The sequence below is a fragment of the Pandoraea vervacti genome, from assembly GCF_000934605.2.
Lineage (GTDB): Bacteria > Pseudomonadota > Gammaproteobacteria > Burkholderiales > Burkholderiaceae > Pandoraea > Pandoraea vervacti.
Genome location: NZ_CP010897.2, coordinates 3,941,992 through 3,958,674, shown reverse-complemented (window position 1 = coordinate 3,958,674; position 16,683 = coordinate 3,941,992). Strand labels below are relative to the sequence as shown.

Genomic DNA, 16,683 nt, shown 5'->3' with positions numbered 1-16,683 from the left:
GCGAGTGAACTGCCGCCGTCGACGTAACACGTCACTTTGTTGTGAACTCAGGAGGGCCGCGTCGGTGGATTGACGTGGCCCCGTACGATTGACCGACGGCGTTTTGCGCCGACTTGACGCCGCGTGCTCAGGCACGCGGTTTTTTTTGCCCGCGTTGTGCCGGGGGCGTCACCGGAATTGAGTAACATGGAGGGGCTGTTTCCCTTTCCATTTTTTCTCTGAACGGAGAGTCACATGGGCAAGAAGCGGATTCTGGTGTTGGCAGGCGATTACGTCGAAGACTACGAACTGATGGTGCCCGTACAGGCGCTCATGGCCGTGGGACATCGTGTGGAAGTCGTCTGCCCCGGCAAGAAGGCGGGCGACAAGGTGCGCACTGCCATCCATGATTTCGAAGGCGATCAGACGTACAGCGAGAAGCGTGGCCACGACTTCACGCTGAACGCGACATTCGACGGTCTCTCGCCCGCCGACTTCGACGCGCTGGTCATTCCCGGCGGACGCGCGCCGGAATATCTGCGGCTCAACGACGCCGTGCTCGCCGCCGTGCGGCATTTTGCGGAAAACGACAAGCCGATTGCCGCGATCTGCCACGGTGCGCAACTGCTCGCCGCCGCCGGTGTGATCGAGGGGCGCGAGTGTTCGGCGTATCCGGCATGTGCGCCGGAGGTGCGTCTGGCCGGAGGGAAATACATGGACATCGCAATCGACGATGCCCATACCGACGGCAAGCTCGTGAGCGCGCCCGCCTGGCCTGCGCATCCCGCATGGATCGCACAGTTTCTTGCCGTGCTCGGCACGAAGATCGAGCTCTGAGGCCGGACCGGGACGCGCAGTGCAACGCTGCGCGTCCAACGCTTATGTATCGGAGTAGAGGCCGCGCAGCCTTGCATCGGCGAGTGCGATGGTGTGCTCGCTGAAGACTTCGACACCGTGCTGCCGCAACCAGGCGGCAGTCACCCCCTCGCCTGAGACCTTCGCGCCGCTAAACGAGCCGTCGTAGATCGACGCGCTGCCGCACGACGGGCTGTCCTCTTTCAATACCGCAACACGAATGCCGTGACGCCGCGCGAGCGCGAGCGCCCGACGTGCCCCCTCGAGAAACGGCGCCGTGACGTCGGCGCCGGTGTCATCCATCACGCGCGCGCGCCGCTGCCAGACCGCATCGCCGCTCCGGGCGTGCTCGATCTCCGCGGGCGGGCGTGGGGTCGGCAATCCCCCGGCGACTTCCGGGCAAATGAGCGCTATCCATCCGGCAGCGCGCCAGCGCGCCAGCACGGCGTTGGCGTCGGCTTCGCAGGCGGCAGGGCGTCCGTGATAGCGCACGGGATGACCCAGCAGGCAACTGCTGACGAGGACTCGGACAGACGTGGACATGCGGCGAGCCTATCACACCGGACTCCATGCGAATACACGCGAATCGCGCAGCGATCGGACACGGTCGCTTTGCCCGAGATTGCTTCATTTTCGAAAGCTGGAAGTCCGGGGGCGCAGCAAGATTTGCCGATCTTAACTGGGGAGTCCGACGTTCGCGTCGTTCGCGAAGCTTGCGAAGTTGCCTACCGCGTGCACGATGCATGTCGCGCGCCGGAGGGTCTGCGCAGAGAACGTCTCCATCCCCGTGCTACGACCAGGGAGAGTCGTGATGCGCGCCAACGCCTATAAGGCTCAAGTCGACGTCAACCACAATTGGCTGCATAGCGATGTCCCCGCGAGCGGGCGCCTGCTGCCTGAAGCGGGTCCCTCCGGGGTCTTCGGCGCCGTGATCGGTCATGACGGTAGCGGCGCGCCGTTGCCGGACATCGGTCCTTACGATTTCTCGTCGGCGACCCGTGTGCCCGATGCCCCGGCGTTGGGAAGTAGCGAAGGCGCGGTCCGCATGTCGCTCATGCCGCTCGCCGACGCGCCGCAGTACGTCGTCAAGGCATACCCGAGCCCGGCACATGCGGCACAGGCGTGGCTCGCCTCGCGGCTCTTTGGCGCGCTCGGTCTGGCCACGCCAACCGCGATGCTGGTAAAGGGTTGTTCGCAGGCATTCGATTGCACGCTCGAGCCCGATCGCGTGTATCTGGCCACCACCTTTCTGTCCGGGTATCGCGATCTCGGCGAATGGATCGAAGGGGACGACGCCTGGCGCGTTTTCGAAGGTGCGGGTCAACCCGCGCCGCCATGGTTGCGCCACGCACGCGCCGAAGCGATCGACGCGCGGGCGCGCATGGCGCAGGTGCTCGCCGATGCCGGGGGGCTGCCGTTTCATGCGCTGCGTGGCGAGTCGGCGCGCGCGTATGCCGACGCATTGGCGCATCGCAACGCCATGCGTCTGCGTCTGTGTCAGGCGCTGCCTGACGTCTATCAAAGTGCGCTGGAACGTCATTACATTGCCGGACTGTGGCTCGGCAACTGGGACATGTGCAATGTCTTCATGGAGAACATCGGCGTGTGGCGGGACATGAACGACCTGCCGTGCGCGATGTCGCTCGACTTCGACGCGTGCCTGCATCTGGGATTTCAGGGGCGGCTCAAGGCGCAGGCGTATGACCTCGCGCTCGCGCAGCGCGAGGCGGTGCCGTCGCTACCCGCACTGACATCCACGTTTCGTCGCGAGGCCGCCAATTTCGACGCTACGTTGCCAGACGACGCACTGGCCGATCTTTCGCAATTTCCTTACGGCGAACATTGCGCACCGTTCGTTCGTCGGCTTGCGGGGTTCGCACGAGACGCATCGACGAAAACGCGCGGGGACGAATTGCGAAATCCGACGAGCGTGCGGGCGGTGGCTGCCGAGATGGCGTATCGGCTGAGCAGGCTGTCGGCGCGGGAAGTCAGGTCGTGGGTCGAAGCCGCCTGCCGGGTGGGGCGCGCCGGCAGTGATGCGGCGTCCGGGGAGGATATGCGGATGTTGGACCCGCAGACGCTCGCGAGTCACCTTCTGGACCGGCGCGACAGCCTCGTTCGGCTGCTCGGCGGTCTGTGGGCGGCGCAGACCTGGGCATATATGTACGGCACGCGCGCGCAGGCCGTCGATGCCCAGCAGGAACCGTTCTTGTACCGAAGCGAGCGTTGAGCGTGCGTCGCCGTCAAGGTACGCCGTCGGACATCGCGGTTCGCCCCCGGCGCGCGAACGGGGAGGGCGGGCGCCATCACGGCATGCCGAGCAAAGCGGGGACGGCGCCTACCAGCGCGTCGATCGCGGCGCGCAGCTTGGGCGACGGGTGCCGTGTATCGGGCCAGACCAGATGCAGCGGCGTGCCGGGCGTATAGGTCTGCGGCAGCAATTGCACGAGGGTACCGGCGCTGAGCGATTGCATCGCCACCCAGCGCGGGATGCATGCAATGCCCAGTCCCAGCTCTGCCGCTTCCACGAGCGCGACGAGGTCGTCCAGTACGAAGCGCGGCGTGCGACGTGTGGCGGCAGACGCTTCGGGAAGTCTCGGCAAGGTGGGCCATTGATAGAGATTGGCGCCGCGCCCGTACATCAGACGCTCATGGTCGGCGAGATCCTCGACCGTTTGCGGCGTGCCGTTGGCCGCGAGGTACGCGCCGGACGCGCATAGCAACATCGTCTGTTCGCCGAGCGGGCGCGCCTTGAGTCCCGGTGTGTCATCGAGACGTCCGCTGCGAACGGCGAGATCGAAGCCTTCTTCGATCAGATCGACACGGCGGTCGCTGAACGCCATTTCAAGCCGCAACTGCGGATGCGTCCCGGCCAGCGCCAGCAACACCGGCGCGATGCACTGGCGTCCGATCTGCACGGGCATGGTCACCCGAAGCTTGCCCATGGGCGTCAGGGCGCCGGCGCTCAATTCGTCCTCGGCTTCCGACAACTCCGCGAGCACCTTCGTGCAGCGCTGATAGAACGTTTGCCCCGCGTCGGTCAGATGCTGACTGCGGGTGGTGCGGTGAAACAGGCGTACGCCAAGACGCGTTTCCAGACGGCCGATACGCTTGGCCACCGCAGAGCGTGTGAGATGCAACCGTTGCGCCGCGCCCGCGAAGCTGCCCGCATCCACCGCCGCCACGAAGGCCGAGATGCCCGAAAGCCGGTCAGGCGTGTAGGTCTCATTGGTTCTCATAAGTCGCCAATTAGTGGATAAATTGCCATCACTGCCGCGAAGTATTCTCCAATAAGCTAATCGTGTCCATGTCCCTCGGACAGGCAGGGCCTGCCGGACATACAAGGATCCCCGTCGGGGATGCGTCGATACAAGGATTGGAGAACTGGCAATGGCAACGATGCAGCAATGGCAAATGGCGACTTTGGGCGAGGCGGCGCTGGAACTGGCGACGGTGGACGTGCCGACACCCGGCCCCGGAGAAGTCCTCGTCCGCGTGAAGGCGGTATCGCTCAATTACCGTGACGCCCTGATGATCGATACCGGCATGGGATTGCCGGTGTCGTTTCCGTTTGTGCCGGGCTCGGACATGGCCGGGGAAGTCGTCGCGGTGGGCGCGGACGTGACGCGCGTGCGCGTTGGCGAGCGCGTCGTCAATACGTTCTGGGATCGCTGGTTCGACGGAGAACACGCGCCGGCGGGCCTGAAGCTCTTCGGCGGGACGTTGCAGGGCGTATTGCGTGAATACGCCGGGTTCGACGAAGCGGCGCTGGTGCGCGCCCCGTCTTCGCTCGACGACGTGGCCGCGTCAACGCTCACTTGCGCAGGGTTGACCGCCTGGTTCGCGCTTTTCGGCGCCGGCCGCAAGCTCGTGTCCGGCGAGACGGTGCTAATGATCGGCACAGGCGGCGTGGCGCTGTTCGGCGCGCAACTGGCGCTCGCTCACGGTGCGACGGCAATTGTGGTGAGCGGTAGCGCAGACAAACTGGCGCGTGCGGCGGCGCTCGGCGTCACGCATGGCATCCCACGACAGGAAGGTTGGGCGGAGGAAGTGCGCAAGCTGACGCAGGGCAAGGGTGTCGAGCAGGCGCTCGAGCTCGCTGGCGGCGACATGCGCGAGACCATGACGGCGCTGGCGCCGGGCGGCAAGGTGTCGGTGATCGGCACGCTGGGCGGCGACACCCTGCAATTGCCCGTGTATTCGATGCTGCTCAAGCGGGCGCACGTACAGGGCATTGGCGTTGGGCACCGCCAGGGGCTGGAGGCGTTGGTGACGGCGGTCGACCGGCACGGCATTGCGCCGGTGGTCGACGCCGTCTACGATTTCGCCGACTTCGCTCAGGCGCTCGCGCACCTGCGCCGCGGGGCGTTCGGCAAGGTGGTGGTGCGTGTCTCAACGGGTTCGGGGCCGGTTGCCTAACGCCGCAACCTCGCATAAACTGTCGACGCCACAAACCCCGCGTGACTGGCGATTAGGGTGCACAGCCTTGTGCGCCCGAGGTGGAGCAACCCACCGGGAAGCGCCGGGGTCTTATTTGCCGTTCGCCTGGGCAGCCGTGATGGTTGGTGCTGCCCTGTCTATCGTCTTCCGAAGCACAAAGGAAGGCGCGCCGCAGCATCCCCCTCCCGGAAAACCTGTTCAATTCAACGGAACCGCCATGTTCGACAAATCGAAATCTACCGTTGCCTCCGTCGATCCCGACGTCTGGGCAGCGATTCAGAAGGAAAACCAGCGTCAGGAAGATCACATCGAACTGATCGCTTCGGAAAACTACACCAGCCCGGCCGTAATGGAAGCGCAGGGCTCGCAACTGACCAACAAGTATGCGGAAGGTTATCCGGGCAAGCGCTATTACGGCGGTTGCGAGTATGTCGACGTCGTCGAACAACTGGCGATCGACCGTGTGAAGGCGCTGTTCGGCGCGCAAGCCGCCAACGTGCAGCCGAACTCGGGTTCGCAGGCCAACCAGGGCGTGTACTTCGCCATGCTCAAGCCGGGCGACACGATCATGGGCATGAGCCTGGCGCACGGTGGCCACCTCACGCACGGCTCGCCGGTCAACATGTCGGGCAAGTGGTTCAACGTGGTGAGCTATGGCCTGAACGAAGCCGAGGACATCGATTACGACGCCGCGCAAAAGCTGGCCGAGCAACACAAGCCGAAGATGATCGTGGCGGGCGCCTCGGCCTTCGCGCTGAAGATCGATTTCGAGCGCATGGCAAAAATCGCCAAGTCGGTTGGCGCCTATTTCATGGTCGACATGGCGCACTACGCCGGTCTGATCGCCGCCGGCGTGTACCCGAACCCGGTGCCGCACGCCGACTTCGTCACCACGACCACGCACAAGAGCCTGCGCGGCCCGCGCGGTGGCGTGATCCTGATGAAGGCGGAGTTCGAGAAGGCCATCAACTCGGCCATCTTCCCGGGTATCCAGGGCGGCCCGCTCATGCACGTGATCGCCGGTAAGGCCGTCGCGTTCAAGGAAGCCGCAACGCCGGAATTCAAGGAATACCAACAGCAAGTCGCCAAGAACGCCCGCGTGATGGCCGAAACGCTGGTCAAGCGCGGCCTGCGCATTGTGTCGGGTCGCACCGAGTCGCACGTCATGCTGGTCGACCTGCGCGCGAAGAACATCACCGGTAAGGCTGCCGAAGCCGCGCTGGGCGAAGCCCACATCACCGTCAACAAGAATGCGATTCCGAACGATCCGGAAAAGCCGTTCGTGACGAGCGGTGTGCGTCTGGGTTCGCCGGCCATGACCACGCGCGGTTTCAAGGAAGCCGAAGCCGAGCTGGTTGGCAACCTGATCGCCGACGTGCTCGACAATCCGGAAGACGCAGAAAACCTGGCCCGTGTGCGCGCACAAGTGGCCGAGTTGACCAAGCGTTTCCCGGTCTACGGCTAAGCCACAGGCGTCGCACGCATGCGCTGCCCGTTCTGCCGGCACGACGACACGCAGGTCATCGACTCGCGTGAAGCGGAAGACGGCGCTGCCATCCGGCGGCGCCGGAAATGCCCGTCGTGCGACAAGCGTTTCACGACGTACGAGCGTGTCGAGCTCGCGATGCCGGTCGTCGTCAAGAAAGACGGCAGCCGCGCCGAGTATGATCGCGCGAAGGTGCGCGCCAGCATGCAGTTGGCCATTCGCAAGCGTCCCGTGAGCGCCGAAGCGATGGACGCCGCGATCGCGCGCATCGAGTACAAACTGCTGGCCGGTGCGGAGCGCGAGGTGATCAGCCAGCGCATTGGCGAATTGGTGATGCGCGAGTTGAAGCGCCTGGACAAGATCGCTTACATCCGTTTCGCATCGGTCTATCGGAGCTTCGAGGACATTGCGGAATTTCGCGACGTGCTCGAAGAGATCGACAGCACCGATATCAAGCCAAAGCGCAAGCCGGTGGCGTGAAGTGGATGAGCGCGTGAGCGTTTGCGTGACGACTGTGCATGCGACCGTGACAGGCTCAATGGCTTGACTGGTTGCAAGGACAAGCTGTTAGGACAAGCAAAAAACCGTCGTGCCCGAAAGGGCGCGACGGTTTTTTTATGGCCGTGAGCAACGCAACGGCGTTCGCGGCTCAAGGGGGCGCCCGTCACACGAAACCCATGGCACGCGAGCATGGGCCGTGACTGAAAGGAGGCGGTGCGGTGTTGTGCACATGCCGCACTTGACGATACTTTTGGGCGATTCATGACGGGTATTCTGATTATTTTGGGAAGCGTCTATGTTTTTTAAATCAATAAAATTAAGAATTGCCCCAATCATAAATGTTGATGTCATTATGGGGTAAGTACCAAAAAATGATGAGGTTGATCAGAATTCGATAGTTAATCTCTAGAATTCGCGGTCTTGACGGCGGTGTGATTTTCGTCGTTGGGGAGGCAGTCGAATTGACTGCTGTTGAAAGCGAATTGAATAGGGAAATTGTCGAATGCAGGCGAAGGTTAAAAAAGAGAGAACGTTTTATCGATCCAAAATATGCCTGGCGGCCGCTACGATGGTAGCGGCAATGGGGCTGCCGGCGCAGGCGGCAGTGAGCTTGGGCAACGTTGCCGAGATCGCGTCCTGGAACCACAAGAGAGACGACGTCGTTAAATTTCTGAATGATCGTCTATCTCAGGTGAAAACCGAATTTGGCAGAAAAAGCGATATTTTCGATAATCTATCCGCCGTGAAATCGATGAATTCGGATATTTTGTCGGATATCTCGCGTCTCGGAGATGTTGCGGAGATCGATGAGAAGCTGCGAGAGTATTCTGAAAAAATCGATGCGGCAATTCGTGTTGTCGGTGTGAAGGGCAGGGAAAGCAAAGTGCAACCGTGGATGAAAGATCTCCGGAAGCAGGACCTTGAAAAGATTCGCGAGAAGGTCAAGGACGTATTGACCGCGCCCGAGCAAGACAAGGCGGCAAGGCATGAAGCGCTGTCCGTCTATCTCGCGGACCGCTCGGCCCACGACCGTGTACGCGACGAAGCCTTTGCGCTGAGCCAGGCGGCAAGCGCATTGGAGGCGCGGATCGATCGCCTGAGGCAAGCCGACGAAACGGCCTTCCGTCGAATGGCGAATACCAACGAGCTTGTCTCCCGGGCATTGCCTGACCCCGAGAAATTCACTGCGCTGTCATGGCGCGACGAGAACCTGTTCAACGCCGACTTCGATACCGGATATCCGGAAGGGGCCAGTGTCGTTGGAAAAGATACGTCACTGGAACTGACCGCACGGTCCGGGCCCTGGTCCGAGGCGTTGAAGGACACCGTCGGCGGGGTTCGTGACGTCGGCACGATCCGTGTAAAGCCGGATGCCAGGCACGTCATCGGCGTGGCGGGGGGGACGTTGAACGTGCATCATGCGCTCGAGGCGGACACAGGAACCATGATCGCGGTCGGTACCAACGGCGTGCTGAACTTCGTTGCGAACGGCAAGGGCGTCGACAGCGCGGCGCATGACGTGATTCTCATGGCCGGGCGAGGCGCCGATGCACTCGAAGTAACCGATGGGGATCGCCCTGGCGAACGCGCTTCGGGTGAGGTCGCCAGCAAGCACCGCCCGGGAAAAATCGTCTTTAATGCCGGGACGAGCGCGGGCAATGCGCGTATTGCCGTTTTGGATGGCGCGCAGGTCCGTTTCGAAAAGGACTCGGATGCCGGTGCAAGCACGCTTCTCGTCGAAGGCGGTAGCGCACATTTCGAGAGCGCGCGCGCCGCAAGCGCAACGATCAGGAACTCGGGCGAACTGGTGGCGAACGACGCTTCCATGGGGACTAGCCAAGTCGTGAACTATCGGGAAGGCCACGCCGATTTCCTGAACACGCGTCTCGAAGACATGCAACTGACCAACACGGGGTGGGCGGCATTGACCGAGGTGCATGGGGGATCTGCACATGTGACGAACGGCGCTGACGCCGACCTTCGCATTCGCGACGCGAATCTCGGCAACATGGCGCTCGTCAACATGGGCGAAGCCACGCTCTCGCAATCCCGAGGCGGGAATGCGCAACTTCGCAACGGCGCGCACGGCTATCTGAGCGTTCTGGATACCGCGCTCGACAATGTCAGCCTGACGAATCAGGGAAGCGTCGAATTCATCGGTGCGACTACCGCTCACGCCGCACGCATCGCGCTCGACAATGGGGTGCTCGACGTTGCCCAGGTCGAATCACCCTCCGAGGCCGGGCAGCGCAAGATCACCATGGGCTCCCTGACGGGCAACGGCGATCTGGTGACGGGCGACACGACGGTCGAGTTAGGGGCGCTGGGACTGAACGACACGTTCGACGGTCGGATCGTGGCGGTAACGGAATTGCCGGATGCCCGCGTCGCGCGCAAGCGCATGACGCATCTGTCGTCCGGCGTGACGCCGAAGCGCGTGCCGGACGCATCCCCCCGGTCCGTTGCCGCAGGCGCTCGTCTGGTCAAGGTGGGGGCGGGCAATTTGACGCTGACGGCCGACCAGAGCGGTGTGGCATCGCTGGACGTGCAGGGCGGCAACCTGACGGCCGCGCACGAGGGGGCGCTCGGCTCGGGAGCGGTGACGATCGGCAAACACGGGGCCATCGCGCTCACGAGGTCTGTGGCTGGCGTCCAAAGCGTCGACAACGCGGGTCGGATCGATTTGGGGACGAACAAGCTCGTCGTGGGGCGGTATACGTCGCAGCCCGGCGCGCAGATCACATCGCGCGTGTCGAAAGTCGACGGCGGCGTGAGCGGTGGCGCTATCCAGGTAGCCGAGAATAGTGATTTCACCAACACGGAGATCCACGTTTCGGTCGCGCACGATGTCGTGCTTGCCGATGTGCAGGACAAGCTCGGCGTGGTGAGCGTTGCCGACGGCAAGTCCGCTACGCTCGGCAAGGTGACGCTCGGCAGCATTACCGTGGACAAGACTCCGGACCCGACCGACCCCACCGACCCCACCGACCCCACCGACCCCACCGACCCCACCGACCCCACCGACCCCACCGACCCGACCAATCCCATCGACCCAACGGACCCGACTGACCCCGACACGAAGGACCCCGTCGATCCGGCAAACCCGGATACGACGTCCCCTGTCGAGCCCGACACGACGCGCCCGACCGGCGTCGTCACGGGTCAGAGCGTGGTGCAGTACCTGGCGGCGGATGGCGTCTATCGCGCGAACGAACGGGCCATGCTGGCATCGGTCGACGGTATCGCTGTGGGCGACCTGACGTCCGCTCGGATCGGCGGCAAAGTGCTCTCGGAAATGGCGCTTCAGATCGCCGGCTCGCCCGAGCAACGCCGCGCGGCAAGCCTGCTTTCGGGGGAATCGCTGCTGAACAACGCCACGGCGGCGCAAGGGGCGAATACGGCGTTCCAGCGTGGTATGCAGGCACGCATGCTCGCGGGCGGCGCCATGTTCGACGACCGCACCGTCAACGCAGCCCAGGCTCCCGACAACGGGATCGCCGCATGGGCGTCGTTCGCGGGCGGCAACACACGCCAGCGCGGCAACGCCCTGTCGTTCGACGTTCGCGGTATCGACGGCGCCATCGGCGTGGACAAGCGCATTGGCCACGACACAGTCGTCGGTGCCGCATTGGGCATGGGCAATCAGCGCTCGAAGGCCGACGGCATGCCTGGCGAATCGAAAATCAACAGCGTCAGTCTGGGGCTCTACGGCTCGCACCTGAACGACGCGAACGTGTTCGTGGGCGGCGGCGTGTCCTACACGAATCACAGCGTGACGACCGAGCGCACGGTTGGCGCCCGCGGCGCATCGTCGCGCCTGTCGGGCAAGACCGGTGGCAACACGTTCGGTGCGTTCGGCGAGATTGGCAAACGTTTCGACGTGGCTGGCTTTAACGTCGATCCGTCGGTGGGCGTGCGCATTGCCTCGACGCGTCTGAACGGGTTCGACGAGACGAGTCGCGACGGTGCTGCCGGCAACGATGGTCTGCGGGTCGGTGCGCAGTCGCAAACGTCGGCGCGCAGCGTGTTCGGCGTACGTGTCTCGCGCGACGTGTTCGACTTCGAGGGCGGCAAGCTCACGCCGACACTGCGTTTGGCCTACGAGCACGAATTCGGCAATCCGCAGAGTAGCCTGACGAACACGCTTTACGGCGCACCACGTGCGTTCAATGTGAAGGGGCCGACGTTGGGACGGGACATTCTCACCGCCGACCTGGGCGTCGATCTCCGATTCAGGAAGCAACTCAACGTGCATCTCGGCGCTAACGCGAGCGTGCGGCAGGGCGAAAGCGCCGTTGCCGGCGGGATTTCGGCAAGGTATCGATTCTGAGATCTTGTCGTCGTTCGGTGGGGCAGCGGCCCCGGACGTTGAGCACGCCGTAATGGGTGACGCCGGTGCTGGCCTGTGCTGTCGGGGCCGGAAAGAAACCCGTCGAGTCCGAGAGGGCTCGACGGGTTTTTTGTTGTTCGTTCTCTGCGCGCGGGCATTCGGGCGTACCCGTACAAGGTAAGGAAAAGCCTCAATCGTGGTGATCGCCTCGCCGGGTTTGTGCCCCGGTTTCGTCTGCGTTTGGGATAGGGAGATGGTAATGAGATATGGGGGTGAGCGATTTTTGAAAAAAGAAAATTATCCTTTTGCAATTTGACGTTGATTTAACGAAAATTAACGCCGGTGGGTTAAGTATCAAAGCGATATTGAATAACGAAGATTGAGATAAATCGACTCCTAGAATTTGCCGGAACGAGGGTGGCTTTCAAGTCATCGTCTGAAGCGTGATGAGGGAAATCATCATTTGAGGCGAATTGAAAAAGGAGTTGTCCAATGCAAGGGAACCGTCCGAAGTCTAATGCTCGTTGTCAGACAAGTATCTGCTTGGCTGTGGCGGCGGTGGTGATGGCAGGGACGCCGGTGTATGCATTTTCTCAAGCGCCCCAAAATGGTTGGGAGAATGAAAAGGAAACGAGAGTCAATGATCTGAATGCGAAAAACGAAATTGCGAGCGCGAATGCGAAAGAAAAGGAAAATTATAAAAAGAGTAACGACGTATTGCAGGATTACGGCGATCAGATAAAGATCGTCATGACAAGCTCCGAGTCCGTGGATAAAAAGATTGCCTTGCTCAGGGAGCTTGCCAAAACAATCAAGGAAAAAGCGGATGCCCTGGCAAAAGGAAATCCGCCGGCCTGGGACAGGCAATTGGCAACGGACCTCGATAGTTTGTCGAAAACCGTGAATGCAGTGGGAAAGAGCGGCGACACCTTCGACGAAACGACAAGAAACGCGCTTCTCGGGGAGCTTTCCAACAACGACGGGAAATGGCACGACGCCAACAAGGCTTTCGATATCGCCGAGCGCGAAAAGGCGCTGATCGCATACAAGCGGGACCGGTGGAATGCCGTTGGCAGCGAAACCGACCTCGATACGCTCAAGGCGACCTATCAACTGAACGCTGCCACCACCGACGCCGCCAAGAGCGCCGACGGCGTGCTGACGTGGAACGACAAGAACCAGATCGACTTCAAAAACGAAAACGTTCCGGCGCCGGGCGAGACGTTCATCGGCAAGGACGCCACGCTGGAAATCACGTCACGCTCGGCAGAGGTGTCCGACGCCATTGCCGGGGCACAAAACGCCACGCGAGACGTCGGCACCGTTCGCGCGATCGAAGCCGCGAAGCACACCGTCCTGGTCAACGAAGGCACTTTGAACGTTCATCGGGGCATCGAGGGCGATGCCTCGCTCACCGTCGCCGTCGGTACCAACGGGGCACTTAATTTTGCGGCGGGCCAGGGCATCGACGCCAACGCCGAAGGCATTGTTCTCACCGCGGGCGCCACACAGGACAAGCCGTTCGCCGAGGGCGACAAAGGCGGCCAGATCGCCTTTCAGGAAGGCACGAGCGCAGGGGGCGCCAAGATTATCGTCGGCAAGCATGGCGAGTTGAATTTCGAAAAGGGATCCGACGCCGGCCACAGCAAGATCGCGATTCTCAAGGACGGCGTTGCCGGCTTCCACGAGGCCGATGCTCGGAATGTCGTCATTTCGAACGATGGCGCACTAGGCTTTCTCAAGGCGAAAGTGAGCGACGCGGACATCGAGAACCACAAGGGCGCGATCGTCGTTTTCCACGACACCGCTCTGGACCGGCTGCATCTGCACACTGCCGGGACGACCAACCTGTCCGGCGCCACGACGGCCGATTCGGCCAGCATCGACATGGATGGCGGTTCGCTCACGCTGGCGGATACGAAGTCGTCAGGCGCAGGCGCGCCCGACACCATCAACGTTGTGACGATCGGATCGCTGTCGGGGACGGGCGAGGTTGTCACTGCCGGCAAGACGCTCAAGCTGGGTGCGCTCAATCGCGATGACATGTTCGGCGGCAGCATTCACGGCGGTGCAGTGGTAGAACACGGCGCTCACGTGGCCAAAGTCGGCACCGGTCACCTTGTTTTCAGCGGGGACCAGCGCGGCATCGATACGTTGAACGTCGAGAACGGTACGCTCACCGCTGCTCACAGGAACGCACTCGGCACCGGTTTGCTGACGCTCGCCGAGCCCGCCACGATCTCGCTGGCCAATGACGTCTACGACGTCAAGAAATTCGAGAACGCCGGCACGCTCAGGCTCAACGGTTACAAGCTCGTGATCGATTCCTACGAGTCCAACGGCGACAAGGCCAAAATCCTGTCCGACGCCAGGAAAGACGCCGACGGTATCCAGCGCGGCACGCTGGAAGTGAACAAGGACGGCGACTTTACGAAAACGAAAATCGTGCTGCGGCCCGCCGATGCTTCGGTGACTCCCGAAGAACTTTACGAGAAGAAGATTCAGGTCGTCGTTCCCGGCAAGGACGCCAACGTGAAACTTGGCGAAGTCGACTACGGCAGTATCCCCACGCGACCGGACGACGACGGCGGTGGTGACGACGGTTCGGTCATCATCGACCCGAACAAGGGGATCGGCTTCCTCGATCCCAACGCACCCTACACGGGCAGCGAGCAGGGCGTGCTCGCGTCGCTTCAGGGTGTCACGCTCAACGACATCGTCTCGGGCCGCGTCGGCGGAAGCGTGCTTGGGCAGATGGTCCTGCTGCCCGCCGGTTCCCCCGAGCAACAGCGCGCCGCGCGCATGCTCTCCGGCGAATCGCTCGTGAACAATGCTACCGCGGCCGACAGTGCCGCCGACGCATTTCGCGCGAGCATGCAGACCCGCATGCTCGCCGGGGGCTCGATGCCCGATTGCAACACGACGACGGGCCAGCGTGCCGGGGACGTCGCGAACCACGGGACAGCCGTCTGGGGCGCATTCAAGGGAGCGGGCGCGAATCAGGAGGGCAACGGCATGGCCTTTTCGACCAGCGGCATCGACGGCGCCTTCGGTGTCGACCGGCGACTGAACCGCAACGCGCTGATCGGTGCCTCGTTCGGTCTGGGCACGCGAACGTCTCGGGCGAACGATCTGCCCGGCGACACGCGTATCCGAAGCGCCAGCGTCGGCCTCTACGGCTCGTATCTGAGCGATGCCCGCTGGTTCGCCAACGGCGGCGCGTTCTTCGCCAACCACAACGTGACGAGCGACCGGAGCGTCGCCGCGCGTGACGCCGTGGCGCGCGTGTCCGGCAAGACCGGTGGCCGTACCCTCGGCATCTTCGGGGAAGTCGGGCAGCGCGTGATCGCGGGTGGGATGAACGTCGATCCCTTCCTTGGCATGCGACTCGCGTACACCAGATTGGGGGGCTACGACGAAACCGACCGCGACGCCGGTCAGGGAAACAACGGCCTGCATGTCGGCCCGCAGGTCAGCAACTCGCGGCGCGTCATCGCCGGCGTGCGGCTATGGCGCGAACTGGTCAACACGGCAGGCGGCAGCGTGATCCCGTCGTTGCGTCTGGCCTACGAACATGAGTTCGGCGATACGCAGGGCAGTGTGACGAACGCCATCTACGGCGCGCCGCGCGCGTTCACCGTCAACGGTGTCAAACTCGGTCGCGACATCTTTACGGCAGACCTTGGGGCCGACATCCGCGTGACCCGGCAACTCAACATGCACGTCGGTGGCCATCTAAGCCTGCGTGCCGGTGAAACGGCCGTCGCCGGCGGCGTCAGCGCGAGGTACCGCTTCTGACGTACTTTCCGACGCGGCTGCTTCGGACCCCGCCGTCCGAAGTCCATCGACAAAAAGTCACCGCCCGGTGAACGCCGGGCGGTTTGTCGTTGGGCGAACGACGCAGGATTGCGCGCGATGCCGCGTGAGCTCAGAACGAATGCGAGATCCCGATGTACGCGCCAGTCTGACTCTTGCCCGCGGGCGGGTTGTCGAGCGAATCGCTGGGAATCGCCGCGACCGAGAAGCTCTGGTTGGCGCTGTTCTTCACGTACGCGATGGTGCCGTAGAAGAAGGTGCGTTTCGAGAGGTTGTACGTCGTGCCCAGTTCGAACATGGTGGCATGCCCGAAGCCGCCGGGCACGTTCACGTGGTACACGGCGGCATTCGCGGCCCACACGGGCGTCGCCTGATACTTCACACCGGCCCAGTAGTGGTCGGCGCGCGTGGCGAAGTCGGGCGCGGGGGCATCCGGCGCGGCCATGTGCGTGTAGCCCAGCGAAATCGTGAAGCGGTTCAGGAACACGTTCGCGCCCGCGAAATACTCGCGCGACGTGGCGAACACGTCGGTAAAGCGGCCATTGGTGTCGCGAATTTCGTCGTATAACGCGCGCAACTGGAAGCGGTCGTGCGTATAGGTCAGTTGCGCCCCCATGCCGCGTCCGTTATTGAACTGGCCGGCGATGTTGGAGAATGCGTACTGGCCCACGACATCGAAGCCGTACCAGTTCGGGCTTTGATAGTTCACGGTGTTGCTCGCCTGCGGCCAGTTACGCCCGCGTACGAGCGAAGCCGACGAGAAGGCCTGCTGCTGGAACGGATCGAAATCCCAGACCCCGTTGCTGATGAAGAGGTTGCGACCGAGGGTCAGTTGCCCCCAGGAGCGCGAATTCAGGCCGACCAGCGCGCGGCGGTCGAACAGCGAACCCGAGCCGTTATTGTTGAAGCCGTTCATCAACTGGAAGCCGGCTTCCAGGTTGAATACGGCATGCAATCCGCGTCCGAGGTCCTCATAGCCGCGCAGGCCGAACAGGCTGGTGCCATAGTCGCCTCCCTGCGCGCTCCAGCGCGAGGCAGTGCCGCCGTTACCGTCCTGCAAATTGTTCATGAACTGAAAGCCGCCATCGACGCGGCCGTAGAGTTGCACGCTCGATTGCGCGTGCGCAAACGTGCCGATGCTGCAAAGCAGGCTCGCTGCAATGAGCTTCTTCTTCATGATCTGCTCCCCAGGTTGCGTTTTTGCCCCGCACCTCTTTGCGTGGTTATGACCGTCGTCGTCGCGCGTTGCCCGAGCGGGGGCGGCACGCAACATCGT

At 62.9% G+C, this 16,683-nt stretch carries 10 protein-coding genes and 1 riboswitch; of the genes, 7 read left to right on the top strand and 3 right to left on the bottom strand.

Translation table 11 applies throughout. The annotated features are described in order from the left end of the window. The first annotated feature begins 234 nt into the window (after positions 1-234). A complete protein-coding gene (locus UC34_RS17170; RefSeq protein WP_044456519.1) occupies positions 235-816 on the top strand; it encodes a DJ-1/PfpI family protein in 582 nt (193 codons plus the stop codon). A gap of 42 nt (positions 817-858) precedes the next feature. Here UC34_RS17170 and UC34_RS17165 read toward each other — a convergent pair whose 3' ends face one another. Beyond that, entirely contained in the window at positions 859-1,377 is a 519-nt protein-coding gene (locus tag UC34_RS17165) for a 2-thiouracil desulfurase family protein (protein WP_044456518.1), read from the bottom strand. 268 nt (positions 1,378-1,645) lie between these two features. Here UC34_RS17165 and UC34_RS17160 point away from each other — a divergent pair, with 268 nt between their 5' ends. After that, positions 1,646-3,064, top strand: coding sequence for a hypothetical protein (locus tag UC34_RS17160; protein WP_044456517.1), 1,419 nt, complete (start codon positions 1,646-1,648; stop codon positions 3,062-3,064). A 76-nt stretch (positions 3,065-3,140) separates the two neighbouring features. Here the strand turns inward: UC34_RS17160 and UC34_RS17155 are convergent, their stop codons facing one another. After that, a complete protein-coding gene (locus tag UC34_RS17155) occupies positions 3,141-4,073 on the bottom strand; it encodes a LysR family transcriptional regulator (protein WP_044456516.1) in 933 nt (310 codons plus the stop codon). Between the two features lie 160 nt (positions 4,074-4,233). On the opposite strand from UC34_RS17155, the gene UC34_RS17150 reads away from it, so the two are divergent. The 5 genes from UC34_RS17150 (at position 4,234) to UC34_RS17130 (ending at position 15,389) form a co-directional block, all read left to right on the top strand. After that, a complete protein-coding gene (locus tag UC34_RS17150; protein ID WP_044458322.1) occupies positions 4,234-5,253 on the top strand; it encodes a zinc-dependent alcohol dehydrogenase family protein in 1,020 nt (339 codons plus the stop codon). A gap of 31 nt (positions 5,254-5,284) precedes the next feature. Continuing rightward, positions 5,285-5,392: riboswitch (ZMP/ZTP riboswitch) on the top strand. A 99-nt stretch (positions 5,393-5,491) separates the two neighbouring features. Continuing rightward, entirely contained in the window at positions 5,492-6,739 is a 1,248-nt protein-coding gene (glyA, locus tag UC34_RS17145) for a serine hydroxymethyltransferase (protein ID WP_044456514.1), read from the top strand. 18 nt (positions 6,740-6,757) lie between these two features. Further along, complete coding sequence (gene nrdR / locus UC34_RS17140) at positions 6,758-7,240, top strand: transcriptional regulator NrdR (RefSeq protein ID WP_044456512.1); 483 nt, start codon at positions 6,758-6,760, stop codon at positions 7,238-7,240. A gap of 916 nt (positions 7,241-8,156) precedes the next feature. Further along, complete coding sequence (locus UC34_RS17135; RefSeq protein WP_157123225.1) at positions 8,157-11,591, top strand: autotransporter family protein; 3,435 nt, start codon at positions 8,157-8,159, stop codon at positions 11,589-11,591. Positions 11,592-12,491: 900 nt separating this feature from the next. Next, positions 12,492-15,389, top strand: a complete 2,898-nt coding sequence (locus tag UC34_RS17130; RefSeq protein ID WP_167370669.1) for an autotransporter family protein — start codon at positions 12,492-12,494, stop codon at positions 15,387-15,389. Positions 15,390-15,519: 130 nt separating this feature from the next. On the opposite strand, the gene UC34_RS17125 is transcribed toward UC34_RS17130, so the two are convergent. Continuing rightward, the gene (locus tag UC34_RS17125) at positions 15,520-16,584 is read right to left on the bottom strand and encodes a porin (protein WP_044456508.1); all 1,065 of its coding nucleotides are present in this window, start codon (positions 16,582-16,584) and stop codon (positions 15,520-15,522) included. Between the last annotated feature and the right edge of the window lie 99 nt (positions 16,585-16,683).

What these genes read in the sequence shown, in the direction of transcription:
- UC34_RS17160 (WP_044456517.1), top strand. Translation starts at nt 1,646, where the DNA reads ATGCGCGCCAACGCCTATAAGGCTCAAGTCGACGTCAACCACAATTGG.
- UC34_RS17150 (WP_044458322.1), top strand. Translation starts at nt 4,234, where the DNA reads ATGCAGCAATGGCAAATGGCGACTTTGGGCGAGGCGGCGCTGGAACTG.
- nrdR (WP_044456512.1), top strand. Translation starts at nt 6,758, where the DNA reads ATGCGCTGCCCGTTCTGCCGGCACGACGACACGCAGGTCATCGACTCG.
- UC34_RS17170 (WP_044456519.1), top strand. Translation starts at nt 235, where the DNA reads ATGGGCAAGAAGCGGATTCTGGTGTTGGCAGGCGATTACGTCGAAGAC.
- UC34_RS17125 (WP_044456508.1), bottom strand. Translation starts at nt 16,584, where the DNA reads ATGAAGAAGAAGCTCATTGCAGCGAGCCTGCTTTGCAGCATCGGCACG.
- UC34_RS17155 (WP_044456516.1), bottom strand. Translation starts at nt 4,073, where the DNA reads ATGAGAACCAATGAGACCTACACGCCTGACCGGCTTTCGGGCATCTCG.
- glyA (WP_044456514.1), top strand. Translation starts at nt 5,492, where the DNA reads ATGTTCGACAAATCGAAATCTACCGTTGCCTCCGTCGATCCCGACGTC.
- UC34_RS17135 (WP_157123225.1), top strand. Translation starts at nt 8,157, where the DNA reads ATGAAAGATCTCCGGAAGCAGGACCTTGAAAAGATTCGCGAGAAGGTC.
- UC34_RS17165 (WP_044456518.1), bottom strand. Translation starts at nt 1,377, where the DNA reads ATGTCCACGTCTGTCCGAGTCCTCGTCAGCAGTTGCCTGCTGGGTCAT.